Source organism: Burkholderia sp. 9777_1386 (assembly GCF_015712265.1).
GTDB classification, from domain to species: Bacteria; Pseudomonadota; Gammaproteobacteria; order Burkholderiales; family Burkholderiaceae; genus Burkholderia; species Burkholderia cenocepacia.
The window spans coordinates 53,613-68,977 of sequence record NZ_JACCQB010000020.1 but is presented as its reverse complement, the minus strand read 5'-3'; the positions used below and the strand labels follow the sequence as shown (position 1 = coordinate 68,977).

At 65.0% G+C, this 15,365-nt stretch carries 15 protein-coding genes; 9 read left to right on the top strand and 6 right to left on the bottom strand.

The window, feature by feature from the left end; all coding sequences use genetic code 11:
- The first annotated feature begins 1 nt into the window (after window position 1).
- The 3 genes from pcaD (at window position 2) to H0X91_RS17245 (ending at window position 2,737) form a co-directional block, all read left to right on the top strand.
- Entirely contained in the window at window positions 2-787 is a 786-nt protein-coding gene (gene pcaD / locus H0X91_RS17255; protein ID WP_058902482.1) for a 3-oxoadipate enol-lactonase, read from the top strand.
- 10 nt (window positions 788-797) lie between these two features.
- Window positions 798-1,184 (top strand): 4-carboxymuconolactone decarboxylase, encoded by a 387-nt coding sequence (pcaC, locus tag H0X91_RS17250; RefSeq protein WP_006480129.1) that lies wholly within the window; start codon window positions 798-800, stop codon window positions 1,182-1,184.
- 194 nt (window positions 1,185-1,378) lie between these two features.
- A complete protein-coding gene (locus H0X91_RS17245) occupies window positions 1,379-2,737 on the top strand; it encodes an MFS transporter (RefSeq protein ID WP_006482278.1) in 1,359 nt (452 codons plus the stop codon).
- A gap of 132 nt (window positions 2,738-2,869) precedes the next feature.
- Here the strand turns inward: H0X91_RS17245 and H0X91_RS17240 are convergent, their stop codons facing one another.
- From H0X91_RS17240 to H0X91_RS17230, 3 genes are all read right to left on the bottom strand, one after another.
- A complete protein-coding gene (locus H0X91_RS17240; protein ID WP_012492997.1) occupies window positions 2,870-3,118 on the bottom strand; it encodes a hypothetical protein in 249 nt (82 codons plus the stop codon).
- A gap of 108 nt (window positions 3,119-3,226) precedes the next feature.
- Window positions 3,227-3,844, bottom strand: a complete 618-nt coding sequence (locus H0X91_RS17235) for a LysE family translocator (protein WP_006482276.1) — start codon at window positions 3,842-3,844, stop codon at window positions 3,227-3,229.
- Window positions 3,845-4,026: 182 nt separating this feature from the next.
- Complete coding sequence (locus H0X91_RS17230; protein WP_058902483.1) at window positions 4,027-4,806, bottom strand: TetR/AcrR family transcriptional regulator; 780 nt, start codon at window positions 4,804-4,806, stop codon at window positions 4,027-4,029.
- Between the two features lie 100 nt (window positions 4,807-4,906).
- On the opposite strand from H0X91_RS17230, the gene H0X91_RS17225 reads away from it, so the two are divergent.
- The 5 genes from H0X91_RS17225 to H0X91_RS17205 all read left to right on the top strand — a co-directional run bounded on the left by H0X91_RS17225 (window position 4,907) and on the right by H0X91_RS17205 (window position 11,587).
- Window positions 4,907-6,619 carry a bifunctional 3-(3-hydroxy-phenyl)propionate/3-hydroxycinnamic acid hydroxylase gene (locus tag H0X91_RS17225; RefSeq protein WP_062910150.1) on the top strand — a complete coding sequence of 571 codons (1,713 nt, stop codon included), beginning with the start codon at window positions 4,907-4,909 and terminating at the stop codon, window positions 6,617-6,619.
- Between the two features lie 7 nt (window positions 6,620-6,626).
- Complete coding sequence (locus tag H0X91_RS17220) at window positions 6,627-7,697, top strand: VOC family protein (RefSeq protein WP_012493005.1); 1,071 nt, start codon at window positions 6,627-6,629, stop codon at window positions 7,695-7,697.
- A gap of 36 nt (window positions 7,698-7,733) precedes the next feature.
- Window positions 7,734-8,690 carry a fumarylacetoacetate hydrolase family protein gene (locus tag H0X91_RS17215; protein WP_058902484.1) on the top strand — a complete coding sequence of 319 codons (957 nt, stop codon included), beginning with the start codon at window positions 7,734-7,736 and terminating at the stop codon, window positions 8,688-8,690.
- Window positions 8,687-10,648, top strand: coding sequence for an acyl-CoA synthetase (locus H0X91_RS17210; RefSeq protein ID WP_196433162.1), 1,962 nt, complete (start codon window positions 8,687-8,689; stop codon window positions 10,646-10,648). Before H0X91_RS17215 ends, H0X91_RS17210 begins: the two co-directional genes overlap by 4 nt.
- Window positions 10,649-10,861: 213 nt before the next feature.
- Window positions 10,862-11,587 (top strand): OmpW/AlkL family protein, encoded by a 726-nt coding sequence (locus tag H0X91_RS17205; protein WP_058902486.1) that lies wholly within the window; start codon window positions 10,862-10,864, stop codon window positions 11,585-11,587.
- 275 nt (window positions 11,588-11,862) lie between these two features.
- On the opposite strand, the gene H0X91_RS17200 is transcribed toward H0X91_RS17205, so the two are convergent.
- The 3 genes from H0X91_RS17200 to H0X91_RS17190 are packed head-to-tail and all read right to left on the bottom strand — an operon-like array spanning window position 11,863 to window position 14,332.
- Complete coding sequence (locus H0X91_RS17200; RefSeq protein WP_058902487.1) at window positions 11,863-12,597, bottom strand: polysaccharide deacetylase family protein; 735 nt, start codon at window positions 12,595-12,597, stop codon at window positions 11,863-11,865.
- A 23-nt stretch (window positions 12,598-12,620) separates the two neighbouring features.
- On the bottom strand, window positions 12,621-13,181 hold the full coding sequence (locus H0X91_RS17195) for a hypothetical protein (protein WP_058903556.1): 561 nt from the start codon (window positions 13,179-13,181) through the stop codon (window positions 12,621-12,623).
- Window positions 13,178-14,332: a glycosyltransferase gene (locus tag H0X91_RS17190; protein WP_006482301.1), complete on the bottom strand. Its 1,155-nt coding sequence runs from the start codon at window positions 14,330-14,332 to the stop codon at window positions 13,178-13,180. The genes H0X91_RS17195 and H0X91_RS17190 overlap by 4 nt, the downstream gene beginning before the upstream one ends.
- A 284-nt stretch (window positions 14,333-14,616) precedes the next feature.
- On the opposite strand from H0X91_RS17190, the gene H0X91_RS17185 reads away from it, so the two are divergent.
- Complete coding sequence (locus H0X91_RS17185) at window positions 14,617-15,285, top strand: TetR/AcrR family transcriptional regulator (protein ID WP_230391027.1); 669 nt, start codon at window positions 14,617-14,619, stop codon at window positions 15,283-15,285.
- Window positions 15,286-15,365 lie beyond the last annotated feature (80 nt).

Here is a 15,365-nt window from a genome sequence, read left to right as displayed (position 1 = left end):
GATGCCTTTCGCCACTGTCAACGGCGTGAAACTGCATTACCGGATCGACCGTGCCGCGCGCGACGACGCGCCGTGGCTCGTCTTCTCGAATTCGCTCGGCGCCGACCTGCAGATGTGGGCCCCGCAGATCCGCCCGCTCACGCAGCACTTCAACATCCTGCGCTACGACACGCGCGGCCACGGCCATTCCGACGCGCCGTCCGGTTCGTACACGATCGAGCAACTGGCGGGCGACGTGATCGGCCTGCTCGACCACGTCGGCATCGACTGCGCGCATTTCTGCGGCATCTCGATGGGCGGGCTGACGGGCGCCGCGCTCGCCGCGCGCTACCCGTCGCGCATCGTGCGCGCGGTGCTGTCGAATACCGCCGCGAAGATCGGCTCGCCGGAAGTGTGGGGGCCGCGTGCGCAGAAGGCGCGCGCCGAAGGCATGGCCGCGCTCGCCGACGCCGTGCTGCCGCGCTGGTTCACCGACGCATTCGTCGAACGCGAGCCGCGTCTGTTCGATGCGATCCGCGACACTTTCGTGCATACCGACAAGGACGGCTATGCGGCGAACTGCGACGCGCTGAACGCGGCCGACCTGCGCGAGGAAGTGAAGGGCATCGCGTTGCCGGTGCTCGTCGTGACCGGCGCGAAGGACATGTCGACGCCGCCCGACCAGGGCCGCGCGCTGGCCGCCGCGATTCCCGGTGCGCTGCACGTCGAATTCGACGCCGCGCACATTTCGAACATCGAGTGCACCGGCGGGTTCAACCGCGCGCTGCTCGATTTCCTGACTGCGTGAGGCACCGGCGATGGATGACCAGGAACGTTATGAAGCAGGGATGAAGGTGCGTCGCGCGGTGCTCGGCGACGCGCACGTCGACCGTTCGATCGAGAACCGCACCGAGGTGACCGACGAATTCCAGAACCTGATCACGCGCTATGCATGGGGCGAGATTTGGACCCGCGACGGGCTGCCGCGCCATACACGCAGCCTGCTGACCATCGCGATGATGGTCGCGCTGAATCGCGGCGAGGAACTGGCGCTGCACCTGCGCGCCGCGCGCAACAACGGCGTGACGCGCGACGAGATCAAGGAAGTGCTGCTGCAGACCGCGATCTATTGCGGCGTGCCGGCCGCGAATTCCGCGTTCCATCTCGCGGACAAGATCTTCAAGGAACAGGATGCGGCCGGTTAAGTGCCGGCGATGATCTGATCGGGCGGCCCACCGAGGCTGGCGGGCAGTCGTCGATGAAGAGCGCACCGGCAGCGAATCGGTGCGTGAACGAAGGAAAGGCGCGGCCACGAGGCCGCGCTTCTTGCATATATCAATGTTGCATGGGACCGGCGCAAGCGCAGACGCGCCCACGCCGGCCGACAAGGAGACTAGCGATGAATCGCGCACCCGTGGTCGATGTCCAGACCTTCATCAACGAGCAGCCGTTCGGCGGCTTTCAATGGCTCGTGTTCCTCATGTGTTTCGTGATCGTGCTGCTCGACGGCTTCGATACGGCCGCGATCGGCTTCATCGCGCCGTCGCTGCTCGGCGAATGGAACCTCACCAAGCCCGATCTCGCGCCCGTGTTGAGCGCCGCGCTGTTCGGCCTCGCGTGCGGCGCGCTCGTGTCGGGCCCGCTGTCCGACCGGCTCGGCCGCCGCTCGCTGCTGCTCGGCTCGGTGTTCCTGTTCGGCGTCGCGTGCCTGATGTCCGCGTTCTCGAACACGATCGGACACCTGACCATCCTGCGCTTCATCACCGGCGTCGGGCTCGGCGCCGCGATGCCGAACGCGGTCACGATGATGGGCGAATTCTGCCCGGACAAGCGCCGCGCGACCGTGATCAACCTGATGTTCTGCGGCTTTCCGCTCGGCGCCGCGTTCGGCGGCTTCCTGGCCGCGTGGATGATTCCGCATTTCGGCTGGCGCAGCGTGCTGGTGCTCGGCGGCGTGACGCCGCTGCTGCTCGGCGTGCTGTTGCTGCTGAAGATGCCGGAATCGGTGCGTTTCATGGTCGCGACCGGTCAGTCCGTCGACAAGATCCGCGCCACGCTCGCACGCATCTCGCGCGACGCGTTGAACGCCGGCTCGTTCGCATTGACCGAAGCCGCACCGCAGACCGGCGGCAAGGGCCTCGGCGTCGTGCTGTCGCGCTCGTACATCGTCGGCTCGGTGATGCTGTGGCTCGCGTACTTCATGGGCCTCGTGATCTTCTACGCGTCGATCAACTGGATGCCGATCCTGCTGAAGGATGCGGGCCTGACGCCGAAGAGCGCGACGCTGATCTCGGCGCTGTTCCCGCTCGGCGGCGTGGGCGCCGTGCTGTGCGGCGTGCTGATGGACCGCTTCAACGCGAACCGCGTGATCGCCGTGTGCTACGCGCTGACGGCGGTGAGCGTGTATGCGATCGGGCAGGCGGCCGGCAACGTCGGGCTGCTGGTGCTGGTCGTGTTCGTGGCCGGCGTGCTGATGAACACCGCGCAGTCGTCGATGCCGGCGCTGGCCGCCGCGTTCTATCCGACCGAAGGGCGCGGCACGGGTGTCGCGTGGATGCTCGGCGTCGGCCGTTTCGGCGGGATCGCGGGGTCGTTCCTCGTCGCCGAGCTGACGCGCCGGCACTTCTCGTTCGCGGGGGTGTTCGCGACGATCGCCGTCGCGGGCGTGCTCGCGTGTGTCGCGCTGCTGATCAAGCAGATGGCGCGCCCGCATGGCGTGGCGCAGCCGGCGGGCAAGATCGAGTCGCTCGGACATTGAGCGGCGCGCGGGCCGGTGCGTTGCATCGGCCCGGCGCGTGATGGATTCAGGCCGGGCGAGAGCAGATCGACCGGCGCACGACGACAGACCGGGCCGCCTTCGCGGCCCGTCGACATTGCGGCCGTCGCACCGTTACTCCTCCGCGTCGTGCTCCTTGACGAAGTTGCGCAGATACGCGCGCAGCGCGGCTTCCCGGCCGCGATGATCGTCATGGTTCGCGGCGCCCATTCCCGCCTCGTCGCCGAACAGCGTCGGCGGCGCGCAGTAAGTGCCGACTTCGATGTTCTCGCGCAGCACGCGGATATCGTGCGTGAGCGGGTGATACTCGGCGATCCAGTGCATACCCTCGATGTGCTCGCCCGCTCTGAGCATTGGCTTCATCGGCAATCTCCATGCAGAGCAGCGGTGCAACCGCCGAAGCGGTTGCACGCGCCCGTACCGAAAGGGTACGCCTGCATCACCTGAAGCTCAACGGGCGCTCGTGAGCGCTTACTGCGGCAGCAGATGGGCGACGAGCGGGTACAGCGACAGGATCAGCAGCACGGCCATCGTCACGTTGAAGATGCGCAGCGCGCGGGGATTCGACAGGAAGCGGCGCAGGCCGAGGCCGAACGCGGCCCACAGGCTGATGCACGGGAAGCCGATCAGGATGAACAGGATGGCCATCCATGCGGCATTCATTCCATAGTCGGCGGACAGGCGGATCGTCGTCGCGGCGGTCAGCACCATCATCCACGCCTTCGGGTTGACCCACTGGAACGCGGCGGCTTCGATGAACGTCATCGGCCGCGATTTGGCGCCGTGCGCCTTCACTTCGCCCGACGTGCCGATGCGCCACGCGAGGTACAGCAGATAGGCGACGCTCGCCACTTCGAGGAGCGTGTACAGCAGCGGCAGGCGCTTGAACGCTTCGCCGAGGCCGAAGCCGACGCAGAGCATCAGGATCGCGACGCCGATGCTGATGCCGAACAGGTGCGGCATCGTGCGACGAAAACCGAAGTTGACGCCGGACGCGAGCAGCATCGTGTTGTTCGGGCCGGGCGTGATCGTCGTGACGAGCGCGAACAGCATGCCGGCGGGCAGCGCGCTGAGGGTGAGGAATTCCATCGCGGATTCTCCATTCGGTTCGAGGCTGGGATGGAGTCAGTGTAGCGACGGTTTTCTGTACAGTACCGGTACAGTTAAATTGACGATTGCCGGTACGGGGGCGTGGGAGGGCGTGACGGCGGTCGTCAGCGCGACGCGAGTACCCGCCAAGGTTCTGCCCATCACAGCCGAACGATGCACCGCTAACGTTCTTGCGATTCGTTGGGCGCAGACGTCACGGCGGGCGGCAACTGGCGATTCGCGATCTCTATCGCTTCAGTTCGCGGCACACCCAAGGTCTGCAACAGGGATGAAGCTGCCCGCTCGGCAAAGCCGTTCTGACTGTACCCGATCATGTTCAACATGTCGGTAACCGGCTTCTCGTCCGCATCGAATCGGAGCTCGATCGCAATGGCGGTCAGTACCGCGCCCCCGACCGTGATCACGCTCATCAGCGGGTCGCTTGCCGAGAACCTCCCCGCGAGGATGCCTTTCTGAATATCCCTCAACAACCGCGGTCCGAGGCCGCGGCTGAGCGCTCGCATGGACAACCCCTCGCGCAGGAGAAATTGTCCCCAGACCGGCTCGCTTCTGGCTCGCAGCAATGTATGGCGCAGCGACACGGAAATGATCTCGGCCGGGTCGGTGAGGCCGCCTGCGATGCGGTCCAGGGTATCCGCGAACTCCTCGAACACGATTTCCAACACCGCGGCATGAATCGCCTCTTTCGATTCGAAGTGGTTGTAGAACGACCCGAAACCCACGTCCGCGGCTTCCGTAATTTCATTGATCGCGACGCCTTCCATCCCCTTTTGCGCCATGAGTACAAAGGCGGCATCCAGCAGGCGCGCGCGCGTCTCGCGCTTGCGGCGCGCGCCCCGCGGCTCGCGAACCTCGGGGCTCGACGGCGCTTGCCCGTTCGAGACGGCCGGCGACGGTGTTCTGGTGCGACGGGAAGAAGTGTTGGGCATCGGCGTGCGCATGGTTTCGGTGTTCGAGTATACGTTCGAACATCAAAATTGACAAAGTTATCAGTTATGACTTTAATGTCATCAAGGCGGCCGGCAGTGGCCAGTCCCGAGAATGGGAGACGGAACGGTGGTGGAGACAAAACTGACGTGCGAGCCGGGCGTCCATGAAGGCAACGACAACGCGAACTGTGCCGGCGGCCGCGACTTGCCGTCGGAGGTAGACGTGCTCGTGGTGGGCTGCGGTCCCGTCGGCGCGGCGATCGGTGCGCTTCTCGGCCGGGACGGCGTGCGCGTGCTCGTCGTCGACAGGGCGGCGGAGATCTTCATGGCGCCGCGTGCGATCGCGCTCGACAACGACGCGCTTCGCATCCTGCAGTACGTCGGGGTGAACGAAGCCGACCTCGATACGGTGGCGATTCCGTACGTCCGGATGCGCTCGCCCTGGTTCGGCGAGTTCGGGCGCATCAATACGCTGGGGAGCATCGATGGCCATCCGAAGCTCGTGACGTTCTATCAACCGGACCTGGAGCGATGCTTGCGTGCCCGACTGGCCGCGCACCGCACGGCCCGAATGGCGCTCGGTGTGACGCTCGTCTCGCTCGACGAGCACGCCGACCACGTCGCCGCCACGCTCGACAGCGGGCCGGGCGCACGGCACGTCGTGCGCGCCCGCTACGTCGTCGGTGCCGACGGCGCCAGCTCGATCGTGCGCCAGCTGATCGGACAGGATTTCAAGGGCAAGACGTTCGCGGAGGACTGGTTGATCGTCGACGCGCGAAACGTGCGCCGACCCATCGACCACGTCGAATTCATCTGTGACCACCGGCGACCGACGCCTCATATGACCGCACCCGGGGGGCGCGAGCGTTGGGAGTTCATGCTCCATCCCGACGAGACGCGCGAAGAGATGGAATCCGACGAACGCATCCGCGAACTGCTCGCGCCGTGGGGCGGCATCGAGGACATGGTGATCGAACGCAAGGCCGTGTACCGTTTTCATGCCCGAACCGTCACGACGTTCAGCAAAGGGCGCGTTTTTCTCGCGGGCGACGCCGCCCATATCACGCCGCCGTTCGTTGGCCAGGGGCTCGTCGCCGGCCTGCGCGATGCCGCGAATCTCGGCTGGAAACTGGCGTGGGTCGTCAAAGGCCACGCAACCCCGCAAATTCTGGATTCCTACGATCGGGAGCGACGACCGCACGCCAAGGCGATGATCGGCGTCGCGAAATTCATGGGCAAGCTCGTGATGCCGCGAAACGCCGGGATTGCGTTGTTCACGCATGGTCTGATGCGATTGACGCGGCTCGTTCCACCGCTACGGAATCATTTCGACGAACTCGGGATCAAGCCGAAGAATGCGTTCCGGAGCGGTCTGTTCGTCCCTGGCCATTCGTCCACGCGGCTCGTGCGCGGCGCGGCCCTGCCGCAGGGATGGCTGCGCAGGCACGATGGGGCGATCCGCCTGAGCGACGACGTGTTCGGGAGTGGTCTCGCGCTGATCGGATTCGGACGGGATCCAGGCGTCGAACTCGACGCCGGCGCGCGAGCCGCGTTTATTGCGGCGGGCGGCGTCGTGGTGCAGGTGATGCACCGCGGGCAGCGCCTTCATCGCATCGAGGATGACGGATGGGAGGACCTGGACGGTACGTTCATGCCGGGTGTCGTGCGGTTTGGCTGGGCGGCCGTGATTCGGCCGGACAAAACGGTCCTGCACGAAGGCCCGGTCGCCGACTCGACCCGTCTGGTTCTCGAATCCCTGCGATTGCTTGGTGCGCGCACCGCGTTGTCGTCGCTGTCCGATCACATTGCCCAGCCGATTTCCTGAGGCCCCCATGAAGCTCACGACTGCACAACCCGCACGGAGTCCCCAGCCGACGACGAAGGCTCGGGCGCTTTCCTATCTGATGTTCGAGCGTCCCGATCTCGAACGGGCCGAACGATTTCTCAACGACTTCGGCCTGCGGACGGTATCCCGTGACGGCGAACATTTGTTCCTTCGAGGCACGGCCGCCACACCGTTCTGCTACGTCGTCCGGCGGGCTGAAAAAAACCGGTTCGTCGGCTTCGGGCTTGAAGTGGACGGCATCGACGCGCTGCGAAAGCTTGCCGGCGTGCCGGGCGCGTCGGACGTGGCGCCGTCGCCGTGGCCCGGTGGCGGCCATCGCGTCACGCTCGTCGATCCGTCGGGTTTTCGTGTCGACGCGGTCGCGGGACAAGCGCGGGCCGGCGCCCTGCCGCACCGGTCGGCGTTACCGTTCAACTCCCCCGATTCCGTCGTTCGCGTGAACGATACCCAGCGTGCGCCGCTGGCGGCGCCGGAAGTGATTCGCCTCGGTCATGTCGTGCTCGAACTCGCCGATTTCCAGGCGACTTGTGCGTGGTACACGTCTCACTTCGGTTTCATCCCGAGCGACGTTCAGGTGTTGCCGGATGGATCGCCCGCCGTCGCGTTCTTGCGGCTCGATCGCGGGGCGACCCCCACGGATCACCATACGCTGGCATTGGCACAGGGGTTCGCAGCGCTTTACAGCCACTCGGCATTCGAGCTGGTGGACGCGGACGCCGTGGGGATCGGGCAGCGTGTGCTGAGCGAAAAAGGATGGACGCACGCATGGGGAATGGGTCGCCACATTCTCGGCAGCCAGGTCTTCGATTATTGGCAGGACCCCTGGGGCGACAAGCACGAACACTATTGCGATGGGGACATGTTCACGGCGGACGTGGCGACGGGCATCCATGAAGTCAGCCGTGAAGCGATGTCGCAGTGGGGCCCGCGGATGCCGCGCAGCTTCACCAAACCGAAGATCACCGCCGCCAGCATCGCATCGCTCATCCGAAACCTCCGGGCCAGTCCGGACGTCACGTTCGCGAAGCTGCGCACGCTCGCGAAGCTGTTTGCGTGACCTTCATCTTCACTCAGACCTGTTCGAGGCATCTTCATGGCATTGCACGTCTTGCACTACCGGCATCAGGGGCGCGCCCAATGGGGCGTGGTGAGGCATCACCGGATCACGCCGATACCGGGCGACTACCCGACGACCGGCGAATTCGTGCGCGCACATCGGATCGATGACCTCGCCGCGCTCGACGGAGAAACGATTCCCGAATCGGACGTCGAGTGGCTGTCGCCGGTCACGCGCAATCAACGGTTCGTTTGCCAGGGCGCCAACTATCGCCAGCACATGATCGAGTCCGGCATGAATCCGGATGCGAAGTCATTCAACATGATCTTCACGAAGGCGACGAGCTGCATCGTCGCCGCCGATTCCGACGTCATCCGGCCGCAACATGTGCGGTTTCTGGACTACGAGATCGAACTGGGGCTCGTGCTTCGCCGCGATATCACGTCCCGGCAAGCCGTCACCGACAAGAACCTGCACGAGTACGTCGCGGGCCTCGTGATCGTCAACGACTATTCCGCACGCGATATCCAGATTCCCCAAATGCAGTTTTACAAGGGGAAAAGCTATCGGACGTTCGGGCCGGTCGGGCCGTATCTGTGCCTGCTGGAGGCCAGCGATATCGCACGGCTGCACGCGCTGACGCTGACACTGACCGTGAACGGGGACGTGCGGCAGAGCGATTCGACGGGGAACCTCGTGTACGGTCCGGCCGAAACGCTCACGGAACTTTCGGGTGTTCAGGATCTGAACGCCGGTGACTTGCTTGCAACCGGCACGCCGTCCGGGTGCGCGCTCAGCATTCCGTCGCCGGCGAAGCAACGAATTGCCGCGTTGCTGCCGGAGCACATGAAGTGGCGGATTTTCACGAAGGTTCAGGCCGCGCGCCCGCAGTACCTGAAGGCCGGGGATCTGGTCGAGTCGCGGATCCGGAGCAGGGACGGGGCGATCGACCTCGGTGTGCAACGCAACCGAATCGTGGACGAGCTCGCATGAACGCCATCGCAACCGAAGCGGACGTGCTTCGGATCGAAAACCAGGGGCCGCCCGCCGACCTCCCGGCCAGCACTTACGAGATGATCGGTCGTGGTGCGGCAATCGACCCGAGTGCGCCGGCCTTGTCGTTTTTCCTGCGCGCCGACGATCATCGCAAGCCATTGCGCTGGACCTATGCGGCGCTTCTGCGGGATATCACCCGCGCCGCGAACATGTTTTCGCGCCTCGGTATCAATCGCCACGCGGTGGTCGCCTACGTGCTGCCGAATTTGCCGGAAACGCATTTCGTCATCTGGGGAGGCGAAGCGGCCGGGATCGTGTGCGCGATCAATCCGTTGCTGGAGGGGCCGGCGATCGCATCGCTGCTCAAGGCCGCAAACGCAAAGGTGCTGGTGACGCTGGCGCCCTTTCCGGGAACGGATATCTGGTCGAAGATCCAGCCCGTCCTGAGCGAGGTGCCGTCGCTGCAAAGCCTCGTCCTGATCGATCTGGCCGAGCGCGTGCAGGGGTGGCGCCGCATTGCCGCACGCGCGATGCAGCGTCGCGAATGCAAACGGTTGCACGGGCGCGCGGGCGTGCGCGGCGCCGTTCCGCGCCACGTCGCGATCCACGATTTCGACAGTGCGATGTCGCGTGAATCCGGCGATTCGCTGCTGATCCCACGGCGTTTCGAAGCCGACGACATATCGTCCTACTTCTGTACGGGCGGCACCACGGGATTGCCGAAAATCGCGATTCGCCGGCACGGCAACGAGGTGGCCAATGCCTGGAGCGTCGGGCAGGTCGTCGGCGCCGGGATGGGCCCGGGGAAGACCGTGTTCTGCGGACTGCCGCTGTTCCATGTCAATGCCGTGCTGGCAACCGGCCTGGTGCCGTTCTCGCGCGGCGCACATGTGGTGCTGGGTACGCCACAGGGCTATCGCGGCGACGGCGTCGTCAAACGATTCTGGGAAATCGTCGAGCACCACAAGATCAATTTCTTCAGCGCGGTGCCGACCTTGTATTCGGCGTTGCTCGACGTGCCCGTCGACGGCCGGAACATCGACTCGCTGGAATATGGACTGTGCGGTGCCGCGCCGATGCCCGTGGAAGTATTCCGCACGTTCCAGGATCGCACCGGGGTCCGGATCCTCGAAGGCTACGGGCTCACCGAGGGCGCTTGCGTCAGCAGCGTCAATCCGCCAGGCGGCGAACGGCGTCTCGGTTCGATCGGCTTGCGCATCCCCGGCCAGATGATGAAGGCGGTGATACTCGACGACGCCGGCCGCTACGTGCGCGATTGCGTCGAGAACGAAGTCGGTGTGCTGACGATTTCCGGGCCGAACGTGTTCGCGGGCTATCTTCAGGAGGATCAGAACAAGAGCCTGTGGCTCGATCTCGGTGACGGCCGGCAGTGGCTCAACACCGGGGATCTCGCGCGACGCGATGCCCAGGGCTACTTCTGGCTCACGGGCCGCCGCAAGGAGCTCATCATCCGGGGCGGTCACAACATCGATCCGGCGACGATCGAAGAACCGCTGCACCGCCACCCGGCCGTGCAAATCGCTGCGGCAATCGGACGTCCCGACGTGCATGCTGGCGAGCTGCCGGTCGCGTACGTGCAGTTGAAAGCCGGCGCAACGGCAACCGAGACGGAGCTCGACACGTTCATACGCAGCATGATCGGCGAGCGCGCCGCGATACCGAAGCGGATTCATATCGTCGATGCGATGCCGCTCACGGCGGTCGGCAAGATCTTCAAGCCCGAACTCAAACGATGGGAGACGTTCGACGCGCTGGTCTCCGCGCTGAAGGATGCCGGCGTCGAGGGTGCGCGGGTGAGCATGGTGGACGACCCGTCGCGCGGGCTCACCCTGCATGTGGCGCTGAGCGATCATGCGCAGACAGCGAAGGCCAATACGGTGATGGGCCGCTTCCCGTTCGCCTTTTCGACTTCCGTGGAACCCGAACATCACTGATTGTCGATTCCCGGAACGTTCGGCATTGAATTGAGCAAATAGATTCGGAATCCGAATCTATGGAGCGGGAATTTCGCTTGACGAAGCAGCACCCGACGTTTTTGGCGTCGCGCGTCACACGCGCGGGAACAGCCCGCAAGTCATGCGTGGCGCACGGCGATGAAGACAGGTTTCACGATTCTTGAACACCAACACCAAAATCTGGAGACAATCATGAAACGAATCAGTGCAGGAGCCATCGTATTGGTCGCGGCCATTTCTGGCGCGCATGCGCAATCAGCCGGTCAGTGGGTGGTCAGTGCCGGTTGGTCCCACTTTGCCCCGCAGGGGGCGGCGGATCCGCTGACCCTCAATGCACTCGGCCAGTCGCAAGTGATGACCGGCAGCGGCGGGGACATCGCAAGCGGCGATACGTTCGGACTGACCGCAACGTACTTCCTGACCGACCATATCGCGGCGACGACGGTCATGGGCTTTCCGCCGACCTGGCACTTGAACGGCGCAGGCACGCTCAGCGGTTTCGGCGAGCTGGGGACCGCGCGGGCCTGGAGTCCGGCGATCATCTTCAACTACTACTTCGGCCAGCCGAATGCACGGTTCAGGCCGTATCTGGGCGCCGGCGTCACCTACACGTGGTTCAGCAACATCAAGCTCAGCAATCCCGTTTCCACCGGCCAGATCTATTTCTCGCCGACCGTCGGGACCGCGCTCGAGGGACCGACATCCGTGTCGCTCAGTCATTCCTTCGCGCCCGTCGTCAACGGCGGCCTGACGTACAACATCGATTCGCACTGGTCGATCAACGCGTCGGTCGCGTATTCGTGGGTATCGACACGCGCCACGCTCACCACCCGGTCCTCCGTCGGCACGGTCACGAGCACCAGCAAATTCCGGGTCAATCCGATCGTGACGTTCCTGTCGGTCGGATACCGCTTCTGAATCGCATTGCCCGGGACACGGCGCACGCACGTTGCAGTCGCCGCGCTGCGTGCGACGTGATGATTGCCGCCGAGATTCGGCGGCGCATGGGCCGACCGCGGACGCTTCCTGGTCCCTTGCTCGCGACATGCTTCGAGTGCGGTCGGAGCATGAAGGATTGCTGACCAGAACGATGAATATGGCCCACACAAGGTGCGGATGATGACAGTGACATCGAAGGAGACGGGTATTGGCTCGGCGTGGTACCGGTTCATCCGGACGAACTGTCTGGATACTTATCGGCGCCCCGCTATCCGCCCCTTCCAGCACTTGAACCACAGCCTCGCAGCCCCGACTCCGCCCGCGACCGGAATCCGCGGCAACAGAAACGGATCGTCGGCCGCGCCGGCGCATCCGCGCCGGGTCGTCGTTGCGTTGCCGTAACCGGCAGCGATGACTTGATCGCGCACGCGCGCGTCGAGATCGCCGTACGGATAGCAGAACGATTCGACACATTGCCCGCTCAGCATTTCGAGTTGCCGCTTCGATTCGGTAAGCTGAAAGTCCGAAACAGGCGCCGGCACATACGACAGCGCGACGTGATCGAGCGTGTGCGAGCCGATTTCATGGCCGTGATCGCGCCACGCGAGCATGTCCTCGCAGGTCATCAACGGTGAGCGCTTGGTCGGCGCGCCAGCATCCCAGTCGTTCGCGCCGCCGAACCGGCCGGCGACGAAGTAACAGGTCGCGGTGAACCCGAGCGCGTCCAGCACGGGCATCGCATGCGTCAGCACGTTGAGAAAGCCGTCGTCGAACGAAATGCCGAAGACCTTGCCCTGCCGCTCCCCGCGCAGGTACGGCTGCAGTTCGCGCACGCTCAGGCCGCGGTAGCCGAGCCGCCGGAACAGCGTCATCTGGCGGCGGAACGCGTCGGGCGCGACGCTCAGGCTGCGCAGCCGGTCGGTCGGCGGCGGCAGCGGGCGGATCTGGTGATACATCAGGATCGGATAGCGTGGGGTGCGCGCAAGCATCGGCGGGTCGCAGGAAAGCGGGATTACGCGGCCTTGCGGAAAATCCGCAGGGTCTTGAAGTCGCCGGCCTCGACGAAATCGGCATTGGCGGCCCACCGCGCGATGATCGGTTCAGCCTTTCGATACGCCGACGATCCCGTGTAGAACAACAGATGGCCGTTGGGCGCGGTATGGCGCGCGAACAGGTCGAGCACTTCTTCGTCGGTCTTCGCGCCGTAGCGGCTGTTCGCTTCGTCGCGGAATTCGCACAGATGGAACAGCGTGACGACGTCGAACGTCGGCAGCAGGCGCGAATGGCTCGTATAGATGTCGCCGAAATACGCGAGGTAGGTCTTGCTCACCTCCGGTTGCCGCGTGACGAGATCGACATACGACTTGTATTCCTTCGGCGATGCCGTCACGCCGAAGACGGTGTTGTTCAGGTGCGGCCGCGCGCATTCGATGCCGACATGGTGGTGGCCGCCGGTGCCGAAGTGATAGATGCGGATGCCCTTGAGGTGCACGGATTCCAGCCATTCGACGAAGTGCACGTCACACGGACATTCCTGCGTGCGCAGGTCCCAGTACTTCTTCCAGATATTCAATGCCATTTCGTGGATCTCAAGGAAGTCACCCAGCGGTACGGGTTGTGTCGAATCGACTTCTGATAGACGGACAAGGTCGCGTCGACGAACGCGTCGAACGAAAATTCGCGCTTGCCTTTCAGCCGCGCGCTGCGCCCCATCGCGCGGACGCAGCCGGGTTCCTGCACGATCGCGCGCAGGATCGCTTCGATCGCCGCGGGCTCGCGCGGCGGGACGACCCAGCCGTCCACGCCCGGCTCGACGTTCTCGGGCAGCCCGCCCACGCGCGTCACGATCGCCGGGCAGCCGAGCGACATCGCTTCGCGGCACGCATACGACAGGCTCTCGTGGTACGACAGCACGAACGACACGTCGATGATCGAGAACGGCGCCCACACGTCGTCGAGCCGTCCGGTGAACGCGGTGCGCGACGCCATGCCGTGCCGCGCGAGCTGTTCGCGCTGCTCGCCGGACGGCTCCGCGCCGATCAGCAGCACGCGAAACCGCTCGCGCTCGGCTTCCGGCAGGCGGCCCAGCGCCGCGATCAGGTCCATCCAGCCTTTTTCGGGCGTGGTGCCGGCGCTGCTGCCGAGCACGATCGCCTCCGCGCCGGACGCGCCGAACAGCGCGATCTTGCGGCGGCGGATCTCGTCGCCGGCCAGTCGTTCGGCGGCCGGCCGGCGCACGCCGTGCTTGACCACCGTGACGTTGCCGTACGGCGAGCGCAGCGCGAGCATGCTGGCGACGTAGTCGCTGACCGCGATCGTGTGGTCGGTGGCCAGCCGCGCACGCAGCACGTTGCCGAGGCTGTCGGCGCGATAGGTGTTGTGCTTGGTCAGCACGATCGCGGGCCGATACCGGCAGCCGAGCAGCGCCAGCATCACCTGCCTGTGATCGGCGGCCCCGTTCACATGGATCACGTCGAAGCGCTCGGCGGCGATCCGCCGGCGCAGCCGGAGAATCTCCCGGCACAGCCGGTTCCAGCGCGGCTTGAACTCCATGTCGAAGATCGCCACGTCGGGACTGTCCTTCAACAGTCGCGACAGGCGGCTGCCTTCCGGCGACGCCACGGTCACGCGGTGATGGCGGCTCATCGCGACGGCGAGATCGCGGACGTAGGTGTCCTGGCCGCCGCCGTAATCGCCGTGGAAGTTGGTGTACAGAATGTTCATCACGATGCCGCTTTTTTACCGATCCGTCATTTCAGAGGAATACTGATGAAATGCCGGACTCGACCTGATGGAAGCCATGGCGCGAACGCGGTGCCGCGTTTCCGGCCCGGGATTGCGCATCGACGTCGGTGCACGGCGCCAATGCGAATCATTTCCAAATATTACAGATCGTTTACGTGCCGTAGTGTCGAGGTCTGCGCATCTTTGTGAGAATCTGTCGTGATCGCTGGATCGTGTCGCCCGGTGCGTGACGATCTCCCGCGACCGCGATTTCGATTGCAACGATGGCGCCGGATTTGATTCGGGTCGATGCCTTCCCTATAATGCGACGATTTAGTCCGGTTATTTCGGGAAGCATGGCGCGTACACGGAACGAAAACCTTCATCAGCAGCGCCGCGAGCAGATCCTGACCGCGGCCGCCCGGGTCTTCAAGGCCAAGGGGTTCCACGGCGCGCGCACGGAAGATATCTGTGCGGCGGCCGACATGAGCGCGGGCGCGGTGTTCCGGTATTTCGCCGACAAGCGCGAGATGATCGACGCGATCATCGCGGTCGAGGTCGAGCGTTATACGCGGGACTTCAACCGCATCCTCAGCAGGGACGGCCTGCTTGGGCTGGCCGGCATCACGGCCGACGAGCTGGCCGGGATGATGGCGCAAGGCGATGACGGCCTCGGTGTCGACAGCTGGCTCGAACTGGCGCGCGATGCCGAACGCCGCCCCGATATCGTCGGGCTCGACCGGAAGATGCGCGCGGATCTTGCGGCGCTGCTGGCGCGCGGCCAGGCCGAAGGCTGGGTCCGGCCATCGCTGGATCCTGCCGGTGCGACGAACATCGTCTTCGCGCTGTTCAACGGCCTGTGGCTCGACCGCAGCCTCGGCACGTCCGTCGACATGAAACAGACGGCCGCCGCGCTCGGCGATTTCTTCCGCACCTACGTGCTGGTTACCTGACGCCCGACGCCACCGGCGCGCATCGCGTCGACACGTTCGCCGCGGCCTTCCGGCAAGCCGCGCGCTATCCGATCCGCTGA